This is a genomic window from Kistimonas asteriae (genome assembly GCF_018263925.1).
Lineage (GTDB): Bacteria > Pseudomonadota > Gammaproteobacteria > Pseudomonadales > Endozoicomonadaceae > Kistimonas > Kistimonas asteriae.
This window is the reverse complement of sequence record NZ_JAEVHF010000014.1, coordinates 62,331-86,639: the sequence shown is the minus strand read 5'-3', so window position 1 is coordinate 86,639 and position 24,309 is coordinate 62,331. Positions and strand designations below refer to the sequence as shown.

The following is a 24,309-nucleotide window of genomic DNA, read 5'->3' as shown; positions in this document are numbered from 1 at the left end:
AAACTGAACGATGTTGCGTGAGCTTCCCTCTGCTTTGTTAGCGGTCTTGGCAAATCCGCCAGATCAGGTTACAAAGGGCTTTGTCAATCTGAAGTACTTGTTGAACCAATCCGGACAGGAATGAAGGTTTATGACCAGTGAGCAGTCTGCACTCAAAAGCAATGTCCACCTGATGGGGGAGTTGCTGGGCCATACCATCAAGGCCCATTTGGGTGATGAGTTTCTTGACCGGATCGAGCAGATCCGCCACTTGTCCAAATCCGGTCGTGAAGGCAATGAGGCTGATCATGCCAAGTTGGTGAGCCTGCTGAAAAACCTTGACGATAGTCAGCTGGTCCCGGTCACACGTGCCTTTACCCAGTTTCTAAATCTCGCGAATATCGCTGAACAGTTCCACACCGTTTCCCGTCAGTGTGAGCAGGATGTCTGTGTACCGGACACACTGGACGACCTCTTTGTTCGCCTCAAGGCTCGACAGTTCACACCGGAACAGATTCGCGACAGCGTAGCGGCAATGACCATCGAGCTGGTGCTTACCGCCCACCCTACAGAAGTGACTCGCAGAACCGTTATTCAGAAGCACTCTGAAATTACCGAGTGCCTGACCCAAATGGAGCATTCGGATCTGTTACCCAGGGAGCGTGAACGCCTGGTCAATCGCCTTGAACAGTTGATCAGTCAGATTTGGCACACCGAGGAAATACGTAGCCATCGCCCAACACCTGTTGATGAAGCCAAGTGGGGGTATGCCACGGTAGAGCACTCACTCTGGCATGCGCTACCCGAGTTTGTAAGGCAGCTTGATGAGCGACTGTATCAACATACCGGGTACCACCTGCCTCAGGATGCCATGCCGGTTCGGTTCGCCTCCTGGATGGGCGGTGATCGTGACGGGAATCCGAACGTTACGGCGGCCGTTACTCGTGAAGTGTTATTGCTGAGTCGCTGGATGGCGGCGGATATGTTTCTCCGGGAGCTACAGCCGTTGATCAGTGAACTGTCCATGGCCGAGTGTTCGTCGGAGTTGAGTTATCAGGCCCGTGGCAGTCATGAACCTTATCGCTTGGTGCTGAAGGAATTACGGGAAGGCCTCAAGGCGACACGGCGTTATTGTGAACAGAAGCTGGCTGGTCGTGATGCGTCAGATGACGGTATCCTGGAGTGTGATGATGCGCTGGTTGCGCCACTTCAGCTTTGCTATGACTCCCTCTGTGATGTGGGGCTGTCGGTCATTGCCCGTGGTCCATTACTGGATACCCTGCGGCGTGCCCGTTGTTTCGGGCTGGGACTGGTCAGGCTGGATATTCGTCAGGAAGCTGGGCGTCATACGGGGGTTTTCTCGGAACTGACCCGATATCTTGGCCTGGGTGATTATGCTCAATGGACCGAGCAGGAACGGCAGACGTTTCTGCTGACAGAACTGGACAATCGTCGACCGTTAATCCCCCTGGACTGGCAGCCGTCCGATGACGTGCAGGAAGTATTGGATACTTGCCGTGTGATCGCGACACAGCAGCAGGAGCGCCTGGGATCCTATGTCATCTCCATGGCGCGTGAACCGTCAGATGTGTTGTCGGTCATTTTGCTGCTTCGGGAAACGGGCTGTCGTTTCAATATGCCGGTCGCCCCGCTGTTTGAGACCCTGTCGGATCTGGAGCATGCCGAAACCGCCATGCAGACGCTGCTGTCATTGCCATGGTACCGTGATTATGCCGGTAATCGACAGATGGTTATGATCGGCTATTCCGATTCCGCCAAGGATGCCGGTCAGATGGCGGCCGCCTGGGCACAGTACCGGGCAATGGAAGGGCTGACGGCTATCTGCGAGAAAGCAGGCATTGGTCTGACACTGTTTCATGGTCGTGGTGGTACCGTAGGGCGCGGTGGTGGCCCGGCACATGCTGCGATCCTCTCTCAGCCACCCGGTTCTGTAGCCGGCTACCTGCGGGTGACAGAGCAGGGTGAAATGATTCGGTTCAAGTTTGGTTTCCCTGCGATTGCAGTGCAAAGTCTTTCTCTCTATGCCAGTGCAACGCTGGAAGCAACACTGCTGCCACCGCCTGCCCCTGAACCGGCATGGCGCCAGCTCATGGATCAGATGACGCAGGATTCCCTGGCGACTTACCGTGGTATTGTCCGTGAGGAGCCGGATTTTGTACCGTATTTCCGGGCGGCGACACCAGAGCAGGAGCTGGGTAAGTTACCACTGGGGAGTCGTCCGGCGAAGCGTCGTCCTGACGGTGGTGTTGAAAGCCTGCGGGCCATACCCTGGATCTTTGCCTGGACACAGTGTCGTTTAATGTTACCCGCCTGGCTGGGGAGCGGTGTGGCATTGCGTCGCGCTATTGAGTCAGGCCACAAGACTGTGTTGGCAGAAATGATTCGTCAATGGCCCTTTTTCCGTGCCCGTCTGGAGCTGCTGGAAATGGTCTATCTGAAGTCTGATGCTGAGACTGCGGAATATTACGAAGAATGTCTGGTACCGGAAAACCTGCGTTATCTGGGGCAGACGCTTCGGCAGTTGCTGGCCGAGGCTGTGGCGGTGATGGTTGAACTCAAGGATGGCCATCCATTTTTGGAGCAGGATCCCTGGGTGCGTCAGGCGATAGAATTACGCAATCCGTATTCAGACCCTTTGCATGTCCTGCAGGCAGAGCTGCTTTTCCGTGGCAGGCATCAACCGGATTCTGTTAACCCGGCTGTGGAAAGGGCGCTCATGCTGACGATTGCCGGTATTGCTGCGGGTATGCGTAACACCGGTTAACACAGACGGCGATATTCCCCCGGCTTGGCCGGGGGAATATTTGACGAGTATTAACCCGCATATTGATGGCTGCTCTGGATAAATACTATTTGCCGATACGGTTATTTTGAATGAGCCCTGTGTTGTATTTATAGGATCAATTAATAGGCTTCGGATCTTATCGAGATAATATACTGTTGAATTATCTCTCTAAAGCGAACTTTTGAATGATTCATCAGAGTTGATCACGAGATAAAAATAGTCGCCGTAGTTTTTATTGATGTATGTTACTACGACGACATTTTTTTAGTCTTTGTATATATATGCTATAGCTCTACTCATTTTACTATTACTCTTTCGAATGCGTTCAAGATAAGCTTTGACTTTTTCGCCTTCCTCAGGTGATTGCTCCATCCAGAAACGGAGTGCTTCTTTATCGGCCTTGCTAGGTAACCTGTCAATATTTGCGCTTAGTTTAAGTAACAGCATAATCCGACGTTTATCATCATCTTCTGCCGCGGCGAATCTGCCATTACAAAATGCCATTATAATGTGGCTTCCTTCATGTATGTAACACCCGTCTGTAATACCATCAAGTTGCCAGATTCGTTTTGTTTTAACCGGTTGTGTGCTCGTGCCGGGTTGTGGGGATCCATCTTGAGGGGGCTGCAATACAGTTTCTGTCGAGTGATCGTCCAGATATTGCTTTACTCGCTTCATGTCTTCAATATCACCCACAAATAGCTTGTCATGGGCTTCACCCTCACATTGGAAATACATCGCGTGATCAATGGGTTTGTGATATTTTTTATTCATTGGTTCGATTGTGCCAGGTTTGAATCGGCTCGCTTTTGCAAATTGTATTGTATTAGGGCCAAAATAAACCTGTGTGCTTCCAACACGGAATTCCGGGGTTTTGTGTTTTGTCCAATCCAGGAAGTTGCCATCCCAATGAACAGGTTCATAAATCTTGTAGTCTAGTTCTAATGGGATTGCAACGGGTGTTACTTCAACTTCAACTTCCTGCTCTTTCTCCTGGGTGACAGTCACTTCTGATGTTAAATCAGCAGCGTTGCTGATGACCCCCGATAAGGTTTCAAAGGTTTTGGGTAAAACAATCATTGCAATGAACTCATCATACTCCCTACGTAACCTGGCTTGGTCGAGATGGGTTCTAAGGTAGGAATGAACTGATCTCGCATCATTGATTACAGGGATAAACTGATTAAATACCCGGTCAGCCATTTCATCCAAACTAATAGTGACTTGCTCACTTCCAAGAAGGTCCAGTGAACTGGTATGTGTTAACGGTACCAGAAATTCCTTCGTTCTTTTAACAAGCTTTACTATTGATCTCTCACTAAAGTTTATTTCGCGTGGGAAGTCGGTATAAAGTACCTGTTCCAGCTTTGCTCGCATAAAGTTACTCAGTAGCGGAACCGCTTGTTTCATCATGCGCTGCCCTTCGACCCTGGCCAGATAACTAACCAGTACACCATTGGTACAATCTCCTTCAGGTTTGGATGATTCGAATTCCGTTTCGTCCGCGCCTAAGAGTAATGCTTCCTGTTCCCTCATATAGGCAAGCTCCACAGACTGGCCTTTCTGTAGTTGTCGCATCCTTCCGGCTGCCTGGATCATCAAGGAGAGGTCTGTGGTTCTATCAACTGTGACTACGCCATGTGCGTCAAGGGACATTTTCCAGTCAGTCCCTTCGGCCTTATTCTTTTGCATCGCGATGGCAACCCTATCTGGTGCGATACCGCAATTTTCAAACAATACCAGCTTGCCACCAATACGCTTTTTGACCCAGGCAACGCCATTGTGATCGAAGACCAATATGCCGTCTTTTTTCGACATTTCGGAGCTGCTGCCCTTTATATAGATTTCATCATGCAGGCAATCAGCAATCTCGTGGTGACTGAGGGAACGGAAGCAATCACCGGCATCGATGATGACAGTGGCATTGGGGCATTGTCTCACGATATTGAGAAGGCGTTGTTTCTCATCATCCGTCGCATCAATGCGCAGTGCCGGCTTATCCCATTTTCCTTGCAGTAATTGCATAAGGTTCGGGATGGGAGCCTGTTCCGCCTCAAGGGTCATCAGTTCTTTTGGAAGTACATTGACTTCAACGGTACCGGATGCTGTTTTCAGGCGGGTACAGAAGCTGACAATAGAGAATGATGAACTGGTCACCTTTCGCTGATACATTTTCATCGCTGGCAATATGACATCGCAAATGTATTCCAGCTTAAGTTCAAAGCTTTCAGGCTTGTTTAGATAGTCGCAGATGTGATCAAGGTCAATCGTTGTCAGGTTGGATGGAATGGCCGCGCGTAATGATTTGCATTGCTGAACTATTTTGAAGAACAGTTGCATCTGGGTATGATCCTGAATCTCCTCAAGTGGTAGATCTTGCTCCAACTGGCGTAGTTTAGTGGTCCAATGACTTATCATGGTTCTATTGATTGGCGTGAACAGGAATGCCTGTACCGTCAAAATTGTATTAACCAGTGGAGAGCCAAACTCAGAGGTAGGCTTGGGTACGCCATTGGTATAGGGGACAACGCGTGTGGATTCCTCATTAAGACCATAACTGTCATCCACTTTACGGCAAAGGGTATTTCCCATTTTGGTCCCTACCACTTCACGCACAGTAGCATACAGCGGCCGCTCACGGTGACGGTCCAGAAATGCAGTGAGTACGCTACGCTCATTATCTGGATCCAGATGCTGCATGGTTAGATCAAGGAGCATTAATCGAGACAGAGTCTCCTTAATATTGCGTGCATCTTGCTCAGAGAGTGGCACGGTAAAGTTTTGTCCAGTGTCGGCCAGGCAATCCAGCAGTTTTTTATTGCGACTCAACTCATTTACGGATTGTGTTAAGAAAAGAGGAATTAAATTCTCTGCGAGTTTTTTACTAACCGTTTCACTGTACACATCAGCTGTAATGATGGTTTGTCCAGTATTCATTGCGCCCATAAAGTCCAGCATGTATTCATCTTTTAAATGTTGATGAATGACCTGGAAAATATGTTTCATTGCAGCCTGTGTGACATCAGACTGTGGAACCTGTTCGCCCACTGCGTAATCGTAACTGTGATTGGGGTTAAAATTGGTTCTGGATTCATCAATTATGAAGTTGCAATTGTCTTCAATGAAACATTGTAATTCATCAAGCTTTCTTAGTGCGTTATTTAAAATGGTTTTATCGCGGTCAGAAAATGCAATCTGGAAGAGTATTTCCTTTTTCTGCAGACAAATGATTGAATGGAGTTCATTCATTCTGCAAAGAATGATGTGCTTTTGGCGATAATCTGTTTTAAGTCGATTAAGCAGCGCATCGATATAATGTGGATCACGGGCACGTTCCCTCTCGAAATGCAGTTCTGAGAGGTCGGTATCAAACATTTTGCACAGCCCATGCTTCAAAATGCCTTTTTGTTGTTCGATCAGCTCTGGGGGGACGACCAGGATGGGAATCTTTCCATCAAGATAGGCTTTGTAGCAGAGATAGGGCAAGATTAATGTCGATTTTCCAGAGCCTGTAGGAATTTCAGCATTGACTCTGATATGTTCATCCAGTTTTTTGCATGATTCAACCTGATCCGCTCGAATACGGATGTTCATGATGTACTCAAACAACAGGAATTCTAGCCTGGCCTGGTTGTCTGCCGAATCACCACAGTAGGCCCTGTCCTGCACCATCAGGCTGACCAGTTGCTCCTGGAATAGTTTCGCTTCATCGGTGAGGCAGTCCGAACTTGTCTCTTTTTCGATCTTAGTGATCAATGCCTGCATTTTGGCACATTGAGGCAGAATACGTTCCATGTGCTGTAACTCGGTACTATGGAGCAAGTATTCGATGCACTGCAGAAAAATCTGATGACGTTTCACGTCATCCCATTCAGGGTGCAGAGCGGCCAATTGACTCTCACGGCCTTTACCGACAATGGAGGCAAGTTCTAGTATGGTTATTGGTTTGAATGTTTTGAGTCGATGACGAATAGCTGTATCCAGGGTGTCAAAGTCTCTGAGTTGTGCCAATAAATCCTTTTCAAGTTTCTCAACTTGATCTCTCAGTTGTTCTGAACGCTCTTTGATGTGCCTTTCGAGCCTTGGCAGAGAGGTGTTGATCTCCGTACACGTTGTGCCCAGGCGGTAACTCCTCTTTGCCTTGTCTTGTGCAATCTGCGACTCATGTATTTCCAAGCCTTTCACTAAGCGATCAAGCGGGTATTTAAGGCAAGGATTAGGGGTCTTGTCGTCGTCATCAGAAACATCGTCATCAGAAGCATCGTCATCAGAAGCATCGTTAGCTGTTTTAATCTGTCCTCTGAGCTCTGCGGCTTTGTCCATTTTCGCTTGCAGTTGTTGAGCTTTTTCCCCTGGATCAATCGGGGTGAGCAATGCTATGCAGCCTTGGGCAAGATGACCATGCTGGGCATGCAAGTTACCAAGCGCTGTCTGGAATGAGTCAGTGGCATCACCCTCGCGGGATTCCCACACCAGAGGCTGGTATTCAACGAGTTCACAAGGTGGCGTGTCAGTATAATTCAAGCGATATTTTCCGATGCCCGGCAATCGCATCCTATGTTGATTACTGAGCAGGTGTGAACGGTCAAATTCCTTGAGTTCCACACGTGCTTGAAGCTGTTCCCCATTCTGTCCATAAGCTTTGTAGAAGTACCAGGACAGCCTCCCTAATGGTTTTTGGCGATACTCATGGTATTCGCAGTCACGGAGATAGGCCCTGGCCTTGGGGTAATAGGGGTCTTCGTCACGGTAATTGCGCGTGAACTTCCTTTCATAGGAGTATCGCCAGTACCTGCGCTTATAACTAACAACCTGATCATCATAATTTGCGGGCAGATTGTAGTTCTCTGGTTGAGGGGCGAGATCACTTCCGGGTGGGAGTTCTGCAGGGCCAAATTTTGAGGGTTTTTGAAGCACTAACTGAAGAAACAGGGTTAAATTTTGTACATACTGATCTCCCACAACAATCTGGTCCAAAAACTGTTTAAGTTGTGGGCGTTCGGGGTGCCTTCGATTTCGGGCGATTTCGTAGTAATGAAGCGTGTTACTGAGGAACCCTTCGCGATCAGGCGCTAGTCCAGCGCCTACCGGTCTGGGTAATGGTTTATCTGCTTTCCTGCCCCAGATGATGTCCATTGTATGTTGGCTTTGTAGCATATGGCTGGGTAAAAGGCTTAAATCATGTTCCCAGTGTTTGTCTTTAGGCCATGTCCTGCGCAGTATGCTGAATCTAGGGCAGCAGCCATCCCGAAAAATATCAGGAAACTCTGGCATGATGAACGGCCAGTGGCGGAGTTGGTTGTACAGTTCATTATCAAGGCAGCGGCTACGCTCAATAACGAGTTGAGAGATAAGGTATGGCCTCTGTTGAAGATCTCGTTTGCGGTAGCGTTTGGGGACCAACTGTTCGTTAGCCTTGTTTGCCATGGCCTGCAGGAGTACTTTTTCTTCTTCGATTGTTAATCGATCGCTGACATTCAGGCTTGTTCTTTTTGCCAGGTAACCGACATACATTTGCTGCATTCCGAAGACTTCTTGATATTCAAGCTTATATGCCAGCCGCTCTGGATTGTTCAAGTATTGGCAAGCTGCCAGTTTGAGGACAAGTAAGCATACAAAGGGCTTGCTTGTTAGGCCGCCATTGGAAAACAGCGCATTGAGTTCTCTTTGCCAGTCATCCTCAAATACCCAGCTCGATTGTCTGAATTCTGCAATAATCGATTGGCATTGAGCGATGTAATGGTAATCAGTTTGACCAGGCTGCTTAAATTTATAGAACAAGTAAGCTGCCATGGATTCATTGCCATCAGGGTATCCAGAGATATTGCCGTTACCATCCATGTCATAGCAGAAGTAACGTCCCTTTTCTTTTAAAATGAACTTTCTTGCATTGGGATTATTATCTGCGGCAAGGTGCAGTGTAGTCGTGGTTATCGATGTAACAAAATAACCGGGATAAGCATTGGTTTCCCAACGAGTATTGTCCTTTACCTGAAATTGCCATTCACCGTTAAGTGTCTCAAGAGCAACAGGCTTGTTTGATCGTCTGTCAGTCCAAAGAATACAGACACTGTCGCGCCCAGCGGGGCGCGCAAAGTCGCTGATCGTTTTATAATCATTACTGGCTCTACTGAAATTCCTCCTTGCTTCCGGGAACTCGGTAGCGCCTTCCCTTATGGGAGTGGCTCTTAATAGTTTACCTGACCGAGTGTCAAACGTAGCAACAACAACACGGGTGTCCGTGTTGACAATGAAAATCGTGTCTGGCTGAGACCGATCGGATGGATGGCGACAGTAAGACAATGTTGGCAGTGGCGCTGAACTTTTAGCATCACTCATGGCCTCTTTCAGTTCAGCAGGCACTTTGTACATTGGGATTATTGTGTAAGTATCAGGGCCAATGGTTAGTTCTGTTTGTTTTAGGGCTTTTCTTGGTTTTTTACGAGACGTTGCATCGGCCTGCTTGATGTAGTCGGGCTCAATATACCGTATGGCACGTAATGCGGCATTAGCCTCCTGTCCCAGCAGTCCGCTACTGTATTTTCTCAAGTAGGTTGGGAAGCTGACATCCCACGTGTTGTCATGGACAATCAGTGCCAGAATATCGACTGCTTTGTTTTGCACATCTTCAAAGCCGCAGGGGTAAACATCGGCAAGGGTTCCCATCAGGGCCATGCAGGTGTGATTAAACGCTTCGTGATCTTTAGGGCTTTGTATGTCTTGAGGCAAGTTGTCGACTTCCTCATCCAAGATGCGGATATACAATCCCTTTACCTGTTGTATGACATCCTGAGATATCTGTGCATTGGGGTGGAATGACATATGGTTTATGGCGCCAGCGACTATTTTCAGGACGAATAATCTCGAGGCATTGACTAACTGACCGTAGCCGCCTGTATATTTTTCCCTGTCAGGATTGGTTTCATTAATCTTCATTTTTTTGAAGAGCTCAGTCATTTGCTCGATGAACGTTATAGCATCCTGGTTTTTGCGTATGACGAGATCCATTATCGTTCTTGGTTCGGCGGGATCGGTATAGTCATCCTCGGTGTCATCTTTACGGCAATCACCAAACCAGGCCAATTCAACGAGTGCCTTGATGGTAGGGTGTGACAAATAGGGCGCGAACTTGTCCATGAAGCTCAGAAGGTGCTGATGGTTGTCAACGTAAGGCACCTGGAACACGCAGCGATACTGTAAGAGCATATCACGGGGGATATCCTCAGAGGATCGAGTTTCATTCGAATAATAGAAGCTCTCACTCATTCTCATTAAGGGTTGTTTAAGCTCGCGGTCCCCCTGATATAATGCATTTTGAGTTTTTCCTATATGGTGTTGCATTATGTCTTGAGCAGTTTCTATCGCCCTCGAACGTGTATGTACACGGCGCTTATTGGCCAGTTTGCTGGAGGCGTTTGTTAAATAAAATTGTGTGTTAAAGTCTGTGTCATCGGATTCACCTGTTTTATAGTGTTTGAAGCTGTATTTTACGGATATTTCTTCTGCGTCACCTTCTTCGGTGTAACGGTATTCCGCTTGTTTGTCTACGCGATAATGACGCATTGAATTGCGTTCATTAGGTCCACATACTAGCACTGTGGCGTCTTTTAGTTCCCTGAGTACATAATAATTGGCCAGTTCTGCAGGATACTCTTCATAAATTTTTGTGAAGTAGCCATCAAGTTCCAGGTTGCCATGTGAGCGCCATGACATATTGGTGCATGGTCTTCCGGTGAAGCCCTTGGAACAATAAAAATAGCGAGTTAGACAATCAAAAAGCTTCGGATTATTTCTGATAGACTCAAAATCTCTATTTAGATAGTGATACATTATTTCAGCATCTTCATCGCACGAAAATAGCTTGAACCTTTTCATTTCATGATAATAAGTTTTCGTATAGTAAGCTGGGTCTATTTGTGTTTTGACGTATATTTCGACAGCGAAAGCAAGGTGCCTGTTTAATAAATCCGTCAGCAAAATTATGTCAGTATTACCTTTGGGGGTCGTGCCCGGCGGGGGAGCACTGATTGGACCCAATGCCATGACTTGCGGTATGCTCCAGGTCTCCATGGGGATCTCAGTCCTCATTTTAAGACGTAAGAGGTTCATATGATCGGCGGGGCTCAAAAGTACATATTCTTTATCAGGCTTTCCTTTTTTAAGCTTGGCAAGGCCTCTTATGCAATGCAGTGATGTATGGAGGGTTTCCCTATCTTCAATGGATGTTAGTGCCACATACTTTCGTATTTTTTCAAACTGATAAAGCATGTCTGTGGCGTAGTGATGCACTAATAGTTTGCCATGCCTCATTGTATCATCAGCGAGTTTCTCTTCACTTTTACCATCATAATATTCCATACGCAGCTTCAAGGAGATGGCGAAGAGTTTGAAAACAAGTACTGCTTCATGGGCAGAGGGTTCTTCGATACCGTTTGCAGAGACAAAGCTGGTTGTAAGCAATTGTGTCAATGTCGTAAATAATGGCTTGAAGTCCCTTACCTCGGAATAGTGGTCTTTATTCCATGCGGGACTGGAGGCATCCGGCAGTTGTTCGCACAAACAGAGAAGGGCTTGCTGCGTGTGGAATTCTTTAAACGTACCGCCATTGTGAGTAATTGACGAGTGTCTGGACAATACATCAAGGGCTGTGTGATATCGGCCAAGATAATCAAAAACATTCTCACCAGCTTGATAGGTGGGTAGTGTTTGCCATTTTCCAGCTACGTAATGTCGATTGTCATATCTATAGGTGTGTCCTGCAGAACCTGTATCCACCATTGGAAATACGACAGTCTTTTCGTTACTGGGCAGGCGGGCAGGGAGTGGCACGTGACTCTCAGCAATGCTGCCAAATGATTCGGTACGTGCAAAGAGGCGTTGTGCCAGCCTCTCTCTCAAATCGACAGGTATGCTCGCGTGTCCGGCTTTATCAAGGGTGGTATCCACTCTTCTGTAATAGCAAACGAGCTCAGGTATGTTAGATTGCCTGCTTTTCACAGCCTGCGCAGCAATAGGTATTCTTTCCAGTGTTTGGTCTATTGTGGCTTCAATGTCTTCATAAAGCTGCGCTTTTATAATGGCTCTTTCCCTGGTTGAGAAATACTCTTTGATTAATGGAAGAAAATAAGCATACTGATAGCGTTTACAGGTGTGTTCCTCTCCATCAAATGAGGTGTCTCCCGGCCATGATGCGATCCATTGTGAAGACTCTAATTGACCTAGCAGTAATATATCCATGAAGTTGGAGTCTGCCAGTTTCTTATAAGCTACAGGCTCCAGTGTGATGCTTTTAATTCTTGCACGTTCTTCCGTGATCTCAATCTTGCGTGTTTTTACGGTTTCGTCATGTTCATCTTTCTTTATTTTAATATTGAGTATTGTTCCCCTGATCATCGGTTTTTTGGGGTTGCTTCGATCAAGTATTAGCTGAAGAAGATCATTGCCGTTGTTGCAGGGAATAAACAATAGGTTGTGTCTGTCGAGGTCGACTACCATCTGGTTTAATATTTGTCGCTTCATTTTGACAAATTCCGCATGCTGTTTGTTTTGTAGCTCTGTAAACCAATGGTAATAATTCTGCGTGCAGGCTAATGCGCTACAAAAAATGCCGGCTTGATAATCTTGAATGTAATGTTCTCTTCGGCACGTTTCTATAGCACTGATGATGAAATCGAGTACCCGAATAGGTTCTTTTCTGCCGTTTGGATCCTGTATGTTTTGAAAGGGGGAGGCTATGTCCAGTGCATGCATCAAGGCAGGAATGTTGACTGGAAAGGTTTCGGGTATTTCGTAACCTATTTGAGATAAACTGGTTTTTAATCCTTTAAGTTTTCGGGGAATGTCTTCAATGTTTATGGGCTCATCAATTTCTGATTCCTTGACAATTTTGGCACTTGTTAACATTGCCAAGGCCATCTCAGGAGGTATTGGTGGTTCCTGGTTGCCTAAATAAAGGGTAATCATTTTTCTTAGCGGAAGTGGTTCTGTTTGACCGATTTTCCTGAGAACGTCAGGAATCTCATCATAGGTTATTACGTCAGGTATTTTTAATGTTGTTTGTGCATTGCGCAGATCACGCTCATCCACATGCAAACTGTCCAAAATCGCTGGGAAATATTCGTCGGCCACCACCTTCAGGCCTGAGATACCGCGGCGCAATTTTTCCTCTTGACTGTCAGGGTGGGTAGGTCTGGGCAAAGCCGGTAATTTTGTCGGGCTGACATCGTCCGGTGTCAAGCATGTGTGATGTAACTCATCAGGGTCTGCTGTTGTAAAGGGAGGTAGACCCTCAGATGTTGGCGCTGGTAAGGGATGACCTGACTCTGTTTTAACCGTTGGCTCCCGCTTTTCTTCAACCGCACCAAGGAGGAACTTTTGCAGTTTACACAGATGAATAGGAAACTCTTCTTTATCATAATCGTCTGCACCCAATTCTCGACACATTCTACAAGCTAGGGCAATAATTCCGATAACCAGTGCAACGTTTGTAATGATTTTAATAATCAGTGCTTTAACGGCTTCTACGACGACGACCAGTTTTCCTGCAAAAGAACCTAATAGGTTTTCGGATTGCGGATGGTCAATAGGAGTATCTTGAATGCCTGGGGTCTGTTGTATAACGACGGGTGAGTTATCCATGGATCGGTTTCCTCTTCCTATTAGTTAAAGAGTAAATAGGTAAAAAATTGTGAGTAATAGTTCTGATTTTTAATTGGTGGTTAAGTTCACCCGGAAAATTTATTAAAGAAGAGGGGTTTCTGAATGTTAGGGTTTTTGTTGGGCTGGCTGTCGATTGAGTCAGCCAGCCTAACATTCGGGAGCAGGCCGATTTGACGCAACCTTCGTTTTCGTTTGAAAACGTTGTTGCCTGTAAGTGGAGTTGACGTAATTGTTTGCGTCCAGAATCAACGCTACGCGGCACATGTTTGTCACTGCCATGCAACCTTTCATCGGTTGAATACAATGTTTTTTCATGACCTTGTGCTGATCATCGGTCCTGTGTATCGTTAGCTGTTTTTGCTATCGTCAGCTTTGCTGGACATTGAGTGGTTTTTATCACGCACAGTTCTGTTTCAGCAGAATGGGGGCTGAGGTGGTAAAGCCGTACCGGTCACATCCGAGGAGCATTTTACATGCGTGTCATTCTGCTTGGCGCACCTGGCGCTGGAAAGGGGACTCAGGCCCAGTTCATCTGTGAGAAGTTTGGTATTCCCCAGATTTCCACGGGCGATATGCTGCGTGCTGCCATCAAGGCGGAATCGCCGCTGGGGCTGAAAGTTAAAGCCGTGATGGATGCCGGTCAGCTGGTGTCGGATGAAATCATCATTGATCTTGTCAAGGAACGTATTCAGGCGGATGACTGCGCCAAGGGCTTCCTGTTTGACGGTTTCCCCCGCACCATTCCTCAGGCTGAGGCGCTGCGTGATGCCGGCGTGGCCATTGATAACGTGCTGGAAATCGCGGTGGAAGACGAAGAGATCGTCAAGCGCATGAGCGGTCGTCGTGTTCATCCGGGCAGCGGTCGCGTGTACCATGTGGTCTACAATCCACCGAAAGAAGACGGTAAGGATGATGTCACCGGTGAGCCGCTGATTCAGCGTGATGACGATAACGAAGACACTGTTCGCAAGCGTCTCGCTGTCTATCATGAACAAACTCTGCCGCTGGTTCGATTCTATACTGAGATGGCAGAATCCGGTGCCGACGCACCGCGCTACTCCCGCGTAGAAGGTGTTGGTTCTGTAGAAAATATCACTGCTGCTGTTCTTTCCGCACTGCAGTCTTGATCGAGTGTAAAGGGCTGGCGTAGTGTTCTCTACGACCAGCCTTTTTTCTGCGACTGACATGGATGATACGTTTGTCATCGCCGTTATCAACGCCAACCTGCTTGTTGTTTAATCCCTTATCGGCCTGATCGTTTTTTCAACGTATAATCCGCCGCAATTATTCCCGGAGTGAGTGTAATTATGCCCAGGATTCTGGCACTGGATACGGCCACGGAAGCCTGTTCCGTCGCCCTTTATCTGGATGGCGAAGTGCGCGAACACTTCGATATCCTGCCCCGGCAGCACAGCCAGCAGATACTGCCGATGATTGAGGCGATCCTGGCTGAGCACGGTCAGTCGATGATGGCGCTGGATGCCATTGCCTTTGGCCGCGGGCCGGGAGCGTTCACCGGGGTGCGTATTGCCACAGGTATTGCCCAGGGGCTGGCGTTTGGGGCGGATCTGCCGGTGATCCCGGTATCCACCCTGGCGGCGCTGGCGCAGCTGGGATTGCGCCAATATGGCGCCCAGCAGGTGCTGGCGACGATTGACGCCCGTATGGATGAAATCTATCAGGCCTTTTATAGTGCGGACAATGGCGTCATGGTGTTGCAGGGGGCTGAGCAGGTTTCCCCACCGGAAGCGGTAACCGTAGAAACTGTGCCGGATAACCTGGTGGGCGTTGGCTCTGGCTGGCTCTACCGGGATCGTATCGCGGTTCCCGTCAGCCAATGTTATCCCGATGACTATCCCCATGCGGCGGATATTGCCCTGCTGGCCTCGGTCGCTTTTGCGCGCAGGGAAGGCGTCGCCGCTGAGCAGGCGCTGCCCGTGTATCTGCGCGACGACGTGGCCAAGAAAAAACATGAACGCTGAGTGATGGAGCCTTAGCTGTGGAAACACTGCATTTGATTGTCCTGGCATTGATCCAGGGTTTAACGGAATTTTTACCGATTTCCAGTTCCGCGCACCTGATTCTGCCCTCGCAGCTATTGGGCTGGCCTGACCAGGGACTGGCATTCGATGTGGCCGTTCATCTGGGGACGCTGCTGGCCGTGGTGGCTTACTTCCGGCAGGATTTGATCCGGATGCTGGTCGACTGGAGCAAAAGTGTCACCGGCGGCCCATCGACCCAGAACAGCCGGATGGCCTGGTACCTGGTCTGGGCGACGTTTCCCGCCGTGATTTTTGGTGGTTTCCTGAGCGTAACAGGATTGGATGATGCCATGCGCTCAGCCACCCTGATTGCCGGTACGACCCTGATCTTCGGTGCGTTGCTCGGATGGGCAGATCGCCGGGGGACGTTGTCACAGCCCCTTGAGAAACTGACCCTGAAGCAGGCGCTGATTATTGGCTTTGCCCAGGCGATTGCCCTGATTCCGGGAACCTCCCGCTCCGGCATTACCCTGACCGCCGGCCTGTTCCTGGGATTGACCCGCGATGCGGCGGCCCGGTTTTCCTTCCTGCTCTCGATTCCCGTCATCGTGGCGGCCGGCAGCCTGAAAATCCTGCAGTTGGTATCAGCGAATGTGCCTGTTGAATGGGGGATTTTAATCAGCGGTATCGCCATTTCGGCGGTCAGTGCCTTCGTGTGTATCCACTATTTCCTGGCTTTCATCAACCGTATCGGTTTGATGCCATTTGTCATTTACCGTCTGCTGCTGGGGTGTGTGCTGCTGGGTGTGCTCTGGCTATGAGTCGCTTGAAGCTGGCGGTGATGGCTTCACCGGCTGCCGGTATTCATGAGCGGATGAGCCATCTGGCTCATCAGTTAGGTTTGCCGCTGGTGGCCGATCAGCCGATGAAAATGCTGGATACCGTTGATGCCGTCCTTTACGAAAGCGAAGCGGGGCTGGGCCTGCAGCTGACTGGCAAGGGCGCGCCCGGGCCGGTGAGGGTCGACTTTGTTGGTGGTTCCGCCGCCCATCGCCGCCGCTTTGGCGGCGGGAAAGGGCAGGATATCGCCAAAGCCGTTGGCCTGGCGGATGCCGGTAAACGGCAGCTTCATGTGCTGGATGCCACCGCAGGCCTGGGGCGCGACGCCTTTGTGCTGGCCTCCCTGGGGTGCCGGATGACCTTGATTGAGCGTTCTGACGTGGTACAGGCCCTGCTGATTGATGGCTTGCGCCGTGCTGCGGATGATATTGAGGTCAGCGCTATCGTTCAGAACATGACCCTGGCGCCCGGTGATGCCCTGAGTGTTATGGCAGCCATGGCTGACAAGGAAACGGCGGATCGACCGGATGTTGTCTACCTGGACCCGATGTTTCCTCACCGTCGCAAGGCGGCGGCGGTCAAAAAGGAGATGCGTTTATTCCAGGATCTGGTAGGGGAAGATGTCGATGCCGACGGGCTGTTGGCGCAGGCACTGGCCCTTGCCCGTTTCCGGGTGGTCGTCAAGCGCCCCAGGCAGGCGCCTGACCTTGGCGGAAAAATGCCAAATTATCGTCTTGAAGGGAAATCCGGCCGGTTTGATGTCTATACCCTTGCCAGTATCCGCCAGGCTGAGCCCGCATGATGGGTTGTCAGCCCCATTGACGGTGACAGGGTGGGTTCCTGTATTATTCATTTTCATTGATTTACGCGTATTCGAGAGACAATGGCACGTACAGCGGCAGCAATGCACATCCTGGTTAAAACCGAAAAACAGGCCCTGGAGCTTCTCAAGCAACTGGAAAAGGGGAGTGATTTCAGTCTGTTAGCGAAAAAGTACTCGATCTGTCCCTCCAAAAGGCGGGGTGGCGACCTGGGAGAGTTTCGGAAAGGGGATATGGTCGCTTCCTTTGAAAAAGCGGTGTTCTCAGGCGATCTCCTCAAGCCAATCGGGCCTGTAAAGACCCGATTTGGCTTTCATATCATTAAAGTCCTCTACCGTAGCTAATAGTCGCATTTATTCAGCAGCAGGGAGGCTGTGGATAAGGCAATCGAAAATCAGTGATTAAATGGCCAGTAATAAATAGTTGACGTTTTTTGGGTAAGGTCGCCTTTATTAATAATCAATGCCATTTAATTAGCGAGTAATTCATTTAAGGCATTGAAAGTGATTTAAATTCTCTGCTCTTTTATTTGCTGTCAGCCATCCGATGGGAATTTTGGATACAGAATCGGCTAGGCTTTTACTTAGTTGCGGAAGAGAATTTTCCGGTTCAGGAATGCGATCTGCAGGATAATCGCTCGATTGGAAGGGAATCTGTATGTTTAATCTTTTTATGAATAATGTGAAGCTGAAGTTACAGCTTTTCATTATTATGGGATTTGTTTTTGTTCTAACACTCGGAAGCCTGGGTTTTACGGCAGCTTGGTTGTTTCAAAGAACACAGGATTTAAACCATGCAGACCTTCTGTTGGAAAAGTCTGAAGTTGATTTTGCGATACAGATGGATGAATGGAAAAACATCCTGCTTCGCGGGCATGATGATCAGGCGTATGAGCGCCATCTTAAACGTTTCCAGGATATGGAAACGTTGACGATCAAGCATTTTAATGAAGTTCGAGACATACTCGCTGAGCTTGATGTAGACACTAGTGGTATTGATTTACTGATTGAGCATCATGACCTATTAGTTCTCCATCATAAGGAGTCACTGGCGGTCTTTGATCGGCATGATCCCTTGAACTTTAGAGAGATTGATGCCAGAACGGCTGGAGAGGAAGAGGCGCTTCTTCATGAACTTGAAGCGCTGATCGATGAGATTGAAGTATTGGTCAAGTCTGAAACAGCAGCCATGATCAGGATTTTATTATTTGTCTGTCTCGTTGTTATTGGAATGGTGATACTGATCATCATTATGTACGCCAGGGTGCTGACGGGGCGGCTTGATAAGGTCGTTGTGGCGACAGAGGAGATATCCAAGGGTAACCTCTCAGCCCGGCTTAACCTTTCTGGCGATAATGAAATCGCTCTGCTCGGCCAGTCGTTTGACAATATGGCCAACAGTATTTCTGGGCTGGTCAATAATGTGCAGCAGTCGGGTGTACAGCTTTCCAGTTCCGCCGTCAGTATCAGTGCAACGACCAAGGAACAGGCGGCTTCTGCCAAGGAGCAGGAGGCCACGACCCATGAAATCATGGCAACCTCCCAGCATATCTCGCAAACGGCCCGTGATCTGGTCAACAACATGGATGAAGTGGCCCGGGCGGTGGATGAAACCTCCGGTCTGGCGGAGCAGGGGCATGGTTCGCTGACCCGTATGAGTGGCACTGTCGAGCAGATGGTGCAGGCTTCCCAGAATATTTCCGACAAACTCACGGTTCTCAACGAAAAAGCCAACAATATCAATGCAGTAGTCACCGCTATCAATAAAATTGCCGATCAAACCAATCTGCTGTCCGTGAACGCGGCTATCGAGGCGGATAAAGCCGGTGAATACGGGGTGGGCTTCAGTACGGTTGCCACCGAGATCCGGCGCCTGGCCGATCAGACCGCTGTGGCGACTTACGATATCGAAGAAATGGTCAAGGAAATGCAGGCTGCTGTATCCGCAGGGGTCATGGGCATGGAGAAATTCTCGGACGAGATTCGCCAGGGTGTGGATGATACCCGTGATGTCAGCGGCCAGCTCAGCCTGATTGTTGAAAAGGTCCAGACACTTGCACCGCACTTTGAATCCGTGCATAAAGGCATGCGTTCACAATCGGACGGTGCTGAACAGATTCAGGAAGCACTCTCCCAGTTGGGGGAAACGATCCGCAATCTTAACGATTCCATGCGGATGTCAAACAGTGTGGTGGATGAATTGAATCAGGAATCGGATCGTTTGCAGCAATCAGTGTCTGTATTCCGGTTTGATGAATGACAGTGATTCATTCAATAGCAATGCGTGGTTGAACAATGTTTCAGTGTTTGATGGGCTGAAACTTGAAACAAGGATGTTTTCAGGAGTGAACTAATGAGCGTGTGGAATCGCCTGGACTTCAAGCGAAAGCTACTGATTATTTTGATTCTTACAGGATTGGTTCCTGCCTTTACTGTTGGGTTTGTCGGTCTGATGATTAAAGCCGACGCCTTGGAAAGTAATGCCTTTGAGCATCTGGAAGCCGTAAGAACCATAAAAGCCCACCAGCTTCAGAATCTGATACAAAAGAACCGTGATGAGATTGAAACGCTGGCAGACGAACTTACCCTTCAAATAGAAAGTGAGGGCCTGAAGAAGGCACGTCGCCATTTCGATGAAATCGGGATGCGCATTTTTTCACGATACATCGAGCGCAATGGCTACTATGACCTGTTTCTCATCGATTTAACGGGTTACTGCTTTTTTACGGTGACCCATGAGAGTGATTACCAGACCAATCTGCTGACCGGCAAATACAAGGACAGTGGTTTGGGCGAAGCTGTCCGGATGGCGATGAATACGGATACATTCGCTATGGTGGATTTCGCCCCCTACGCACCCAGTGCCGGCGCGCCAGCAGCATTTATTGCCATGCCGGTGAAGGCCAAGGGCAAGACGGTCATGTTTCTTGCGCTGCAACTGTCCCTTGATGAAATCAATAAAGTCATGACTGAACGCACGGGGATGGGGATAACCGGAGAAACGTATCTCGTTGGGCGCGACCAGTTGATGCGTTCTGATTCCTTCTTGGATCCAGTGAATCATACAGTGGTGGCCTCCTTTGCCAATCCAGCCCTTGGCAAAGTCGATACGGATGCCTCTCGTGCAGCTTTATCAGGTCAGGCGGGTTCGGGCATTGTCATTGATTATAACGGTAACCCTGTGCTGTCCGCCTATGAGCCGGTGAAAGTGGCTGACAACATCACATGGGCCATACTGGCAGAAATTGATGAGGCTGAAGCCTTCCAGCCCATACGGAATGCACAATACACCATCTTTATCATAGGTCTGGTGGCACTGGTATTGATTATCTGTCTGGCGATTTACCTGGCCGGTGTGATTTCGAGACCCATCAAGGCCATGGCGGATATGATGGTCAGCATTGAGGAAAGCGGTGACCTGTCCCGACGCCTTGACGTGATCAGTACCGATGAAACCGGTCAGGCCAGCCGGGCTTTTAACCAGATGCTGGAAGGGCAACAGAAAGCAATTGCCGAGGTTCATGAGGTCATGGCTGCTGTTTCGGCGGGTGACTTTTCCGAGCGGGTGACGCTGGATGTGAATGGCGACTTTGCCACGCTTAAGGATGGCACTAACCAGATGGCCGATAACCTGGCCGGTATTGTCGACAATGTGCAGAAATCCTGCGTGCAACTGTCCAGTTCCGCCGTCAATATCAGTGCGACGACCAAGGAGCAGGCAGCGTCTGCGAAAGAACAGGAAGCCACGACCAATGAGATCATGGCGACCTCCCAGCACATCGCGCACACTTCCCGGGAACTGGTGAATAACATGGATGAAGTGGCCAGGGCGGTGGATGATACGTCGGAACTGGCAGAGCATGGTCATGAAGGGTTGACCCGGATGCGGGGCACGGTGGAACAGATGGTGTCTGCCTCCCAGAATATTTCAGACAAGTTGACGGTATTGAATGAGAAAGCCGGCAATATCAATGCTGTGGTGACCACCATCAACAAGATTGCCGATCAGACCAACCTGCTGTCGGTCAATGCCGCCATTGAAGCAGATAAGGCCGGAGAGTATGGCGTCGGGTTTAGCACCGTAGCTACGGAAATCCGTCGCCTGGCGGATCAGACGGCGGTGGCAACCTACGACATCGAAGAAATGGTCAAGGAGATGCAGGCGGCGGTGTCTGCCGGTGTCATGGGTATGGAAAAATTCTCGGATGAGATCCGCCAGGGGGTGGATGATACCCGCCAGGTGGGTGATCAATTGAGCCAGATTGTTGAGAAAGTGCAGACACTGGCACCGCATTTTGAGTCGGTACACCAGGGCATGCGTTCCCAGTCCGATGGTGCTGAGCAGATTCAGGAAGCCCTGTCACAACTGGGCGAGACCATCCGGAATCTGAATGATTCCATGCGGATGTCCAACAGTGTGGTGGAAAAATTGAATGAAGAATCAGAGCGGCTGCAGCAGTCGGTTTCGGCCTTCCAGGTCGACGACAGTAAGCAGCGCTGATCTGGCGAGAGCCAGGGAGATTTGACGCAGAGCGATCAAGTTACGATTTAATCATTAGTCAAGGAATGACGCAGTGCAATGATTTACTTACGCTTTGAAATAGCCGGGCAAATTTATGCCCTTGCCAGTGGCGCTATCGTTGAGGTGATTCCCTGTATCCCGGTCAATGGTATGGCGCATACCTCACCTGCTGTCGCTGGAACCCTGAATTATCGAGGCGCCCTGATACCGGTGATTGACCTGGCCATGCTGTTCAATGAGCAGCCCAGCGCCCGGTATACCAGCACCCGCGTCGTCATTGTCAACTACCGCGAAATTGCCGGTGAGACCCTCCATCTGGCGTTGATTACCGAACAGGCGACGGAAACCATGAAACTGGATGATGACGCCTTCAACCCCCAGGTGATTAATAACGGGCATATTCCCTATTCAGGCGCCGCCACGCTGGAGACGGGCCAATTGTTATACCGCCTCGAGGTGCATGATATTTTGCCACCGGATCTGCAGGGCCAGCTCTATCCACAGCACCATTTGGATGAGGAGTCAGTGAGTCATGTCAATTAACGCGCTGACTGGTCTGTTGCGGCAACATATTGGGCTGGATCCTGAGTCCATTGGCCAGGAGGCCATTGAGCAGAGTATCAAGCGCAGGATGAGCGCTGCCGGATTGGACAATCCCGACCTTTATTTCATGAAGGTGACGGGAGACCCTGTGGAATTGACCGCGCTGGTGGATGAGATTACGGTCGGTGAAACCTGGTTTTTCAGGGAGTTCAGGGCGTTTTCCGTGTTGCAGGAAAAGGCGCTGAGCAGCCGGAGCCGGCTCAATGGCCTCTCGCAGTTCCGGGTCGCCAGTATGCCTTGCAGCAGTGGTGAGGAAGCGTATTCCATTGCCATGGCGCTTTTTGATATCGGGTTGCAGGAAGACCAGTTTGTGGTGGATGGTTATGACATCAACACGGACGCCATGAGCAAAGCCCGGAAGGCCGAATATGGCCGGGTTTCCTTCCGCGGCACCATGCCTGATTTTTCCAAACCCTATTTCAAGCAGCACGGCGATGGCTTCAGCCTGAAACCGATGGTGAAGCAATGTGTCAGTTTCCACCAGGCGAACCTGCTGGAGCTGGCCAATAATGCCGAACCGCGGTTGTATGATGTGATTTTCTGTCGGAACTTCCTGATCTACCTGGATGCCCCGAGCCGTCGGCGCATGGCAGAAGTGCTCCAGCGTAGCCTGGCCGAAGACGGCATCCTCATGGTGGGCCATTGTGAGGCGCCCAGTATTGCGCAGCTGGGTTTCCATACCCTGGCCCGCGATAAACGCTTTGCCTTCAGCAAGGCGTCCCGGGACGCGCTGGCGGTCAATGTGATGCCGCCACTATCAAAATCTGTGGCGACACCAGGCACCAAACATAAACCGGCGAAACTATCCACTCAGCCGGGCAAGCCAGCGTTGCGTTCTGGGGTTGAATCACCGAAAACCTCCGCTTTTTCATCCACGACAAATAAGTCATCTACGCTGGCGTTTTCTCGACAGACCGATGAGCTGGTGCGTCCAGCGGTGAAGACTGCAACCCTCCGGGATGCACGGACAGCCAAGCCGTCAGAGACTGCCGATAGTGTGGAGGATCAGCTGGATGCGATTGAAATGCTGGCGGACAGCGGCAAGCTCGAAAAAGCCAAGGACGCGTGCCGGCAGCTGATGCGTCGACATCCCGAGAATGTTGAAGCCCAGTTCCTGATGGGTGTGATCAGCGAAGCCGCTGGTGAATGGGCATCGGCCTTCCAGTATTTTCGTAAAGTGCTTTACCTCCATCCCGAACATCATGAAGCGCTGCTCCATGGCGCTATGGTGTGTGAGCGGCAAGGGGAGATGGCCAAGGCTGAAAATCTCAGGTCACGGTTAAGCCGCTTGATCGGTTAGGTATTTTGACAGAGGACATCGCAGGGCAGGTGTGCTGTAAAAGGAGTTAGGTATGGCGGAAGAAGAGTCATCTTCGGAATTGATCCAGACAGATGCGGATTCACGGGAATCCATTGATGCCTGCTGGCAACGAATCGGCGTCTGGGCGACGAATGGCGCCACCTGCCCAGAGTTAAAGGACGTCATTCACTGCCGTAACTGTCCCACCTATGTGCAGGCCGGCCGGCATTGCCTGGCCGGGCAGGCACTGGCCGATGAGCAGGAAATGCAGCAGTACAGTGAACTGTACCGCAAGGCCAAGGTCCAGACGGAGGCGGGATTGCGCAAGGTGACCCTGTTTCGCCTGGGCGATGAGTGGTTTGCGCTGGATACGGCCATGGTGGGCAATATTCTGAAACCGCAGCCGTGTTGTTGGGTGCCGCACAGGAGCAACAAGGGGATCAATGGCATTGCCAATATTGATGGGGATGCATTGGTTGTAGTTTCCCTGGCAAAGCTTCTGGGTATTTCAGCCAGTCAACCACAGGATACCGATAACGGGCCGGGAAAAATCAACAAGGCCTACCCCAGAATGGTGACACTGGGAAAATCAGACAAGCCACTCGTTGTTGAGGTGGATGAGGTCTGGGGACAGTCGAGGTACAGTGCTGACAAAGTCATGCCGTTACCGTCCACGGTCAGCAAGGCGGTGCAGAAATACAGCATCGGATTGTTGGAACTGGAGGGCACATTGGTGGGTTTACTGGATGCAAGCCTGCTGCTCTATGGCCTGGAACAAGCCATGAAATAATGGACAAA

The 24,309-nt window shown here is 49.7% G+C and carries 12 protein-coding genes; 11 read left to right on the top strand and 1 reads right to left on the bottom strand.

Features of this window, described 5'->3' with window-relative positions; all coding sequences use genetic code 11:
* Positions 1-130: 130 nt before the first annotated feature.
* Entirely contained in the window at positions 131-2,764 is a 2,634-nt protein-coding gene (gene ppc, locus KHS78_RS15835; RefSeq protein WP_211829445.1) for a phosphoenolpyruvate carboxylase, read from the top strand.
* 285 nt (positions 2,765-3,049) lie between these two features.
* Here ppc and KHS78_RS15830 read toward each other — a convergent pair whose 3' ends face one another.
* Complete coding sequence (locus KHS78_RS15830; RefSeq protein ID WP_211829444.1) at positions 3,050-13,423, bottom strand: DUF3638 domain-containing protein; 10,374 nt, start codon at positions 13,421-13,423, stop codon at positions 3,050-3,052.
* A gap of 494 nt (positions 13,424-13,917) precedes the next feature.
* Here KHS78_RS15830 and adk point away from each other — a divergent pair, with 494 nt between their 5' ends.
* From adk to KHS78_RS15780, 10 genes are all read left to right on the top strand, one after another.
* Entirely contained in the window at positions 13,918-14,571 is a 654-nt protein-coding gene (gene adk / locus KHS78_RS15825; RefSeq protein ID WP_211829443.1) for an adenylate kinase, read from the top strand.
* Positions 14,572-14,751: 180 nt separating this feature from the next.
* Positions 14,752-15,426, top strand: coding sequence for a tRNA (adenosine(37)-N6)-threonylcarbamoyltransferase complex dimerization subunit type 1 TsaB (gene tsaB, locus KHS78_RS15820; protein WP_211829442.1), 675 nt, complete (start codon positions 14,752-14,754; stop codon positions 15,424-15,426).
* Positions 15,427-15,443: 17 nt separating this feature from the next.
* Entirely contained in the window at positions 15,444-16,247 is an 804-nt protein-coding gene (locus KHS78_RS15815; RefSeq protein WP_211829441.1) for an undecaprenyl-diphosphate phosphatase, read from the top strand.
* Positions 16,244-17,068, top strand: a complete 825-nt coding sequence (locus tag KHS78_RS15810) for a class I SAM-dependent methyltransferase (protein WP_246506557.1) — start codon at positions 16,244-16,246, stop codon at positions 17,066-17,068. The genes KHS78_RS15815 and KHS78_RS15810 overlap by 4 nt, the downstream gene beginning before the upstream one ends.
* 81 nt (positions 17,069-17,149) lie before the next feature.
* Positions 17,150-17,431: a peptidylprolyl isomerase PpiC gene (gene ppiC / locus KHS78_RS15805; protein WP_211829440.1), complete on the top strand. Its 282-nt coding sequence runs from the start codon at positions 17,150-17,152 to the stop codon at positions 17,429-17,431.
* A gap of 463 nt (positions 17,432-17,894) precedes the next feature.
* Positions 17,895-19,346, top strand: coding sequence for a methyl-accepting chemotaxis protein (locus KHS78_RS15800; RefSeq protein WP_211829439.1), 1,452 nt, complete (start codon positions 17,895-17,897; stop codon positions 19,344-19,346).
* A gap of 93 nt (positions 19,347-19,439) precedes the next feature.
* Positions 19,440-21,587 carry a methyl-accepting chemotaxis protein gene (locus KHS78_RS15795; RefSeq protein ID WP_211829438.1) on the top strand — a complete coding sequence of 716 codons (2,148 nt, stop codon included), beginning with the start codon at positions 19,440-19,442 and terminating at the stop codon, positions 21,585-21,587.
* 78 nt (positions 21,588-21,665) lie between these two features.
* Positions 21,666-22,151, top strand: a complete 486-nt coding sequence (locus KHS78_RS15790) for a chemotaxis protein CheW (protein ID WP_211829437.1) — start codon at positions 21,666-21,668, stop codon at positions 22,149-22,151.
* Positions 22,141-23,511, top strand: coding sequence for a CheR family methyltransferase (locus tag KHS78_RS15785; protein ID WP_211829436.1), 1,371 nt, complete (start codon positions 22,141-22,143; stop codon positions 23,509-23,511). The genes KHS78_RS15790 and KHS78_RS15785 overlap by 11 nt, the downstream gene beginning before the upstream one ends.
* Positions 23,512-23,563: 52 nt before the next feature.
* A complete protein-coding gene (locus KHS78_RS15780; RefSeq protein ID WP_211829435.1) occupies positions 23,564-24,301 on the top strand; it encodes a chemotaxis protein CheW in 738 nt (245 codons plus the stop codon).
* Positions 24,302-24,309: the final 8 nt, after the last annotated feature.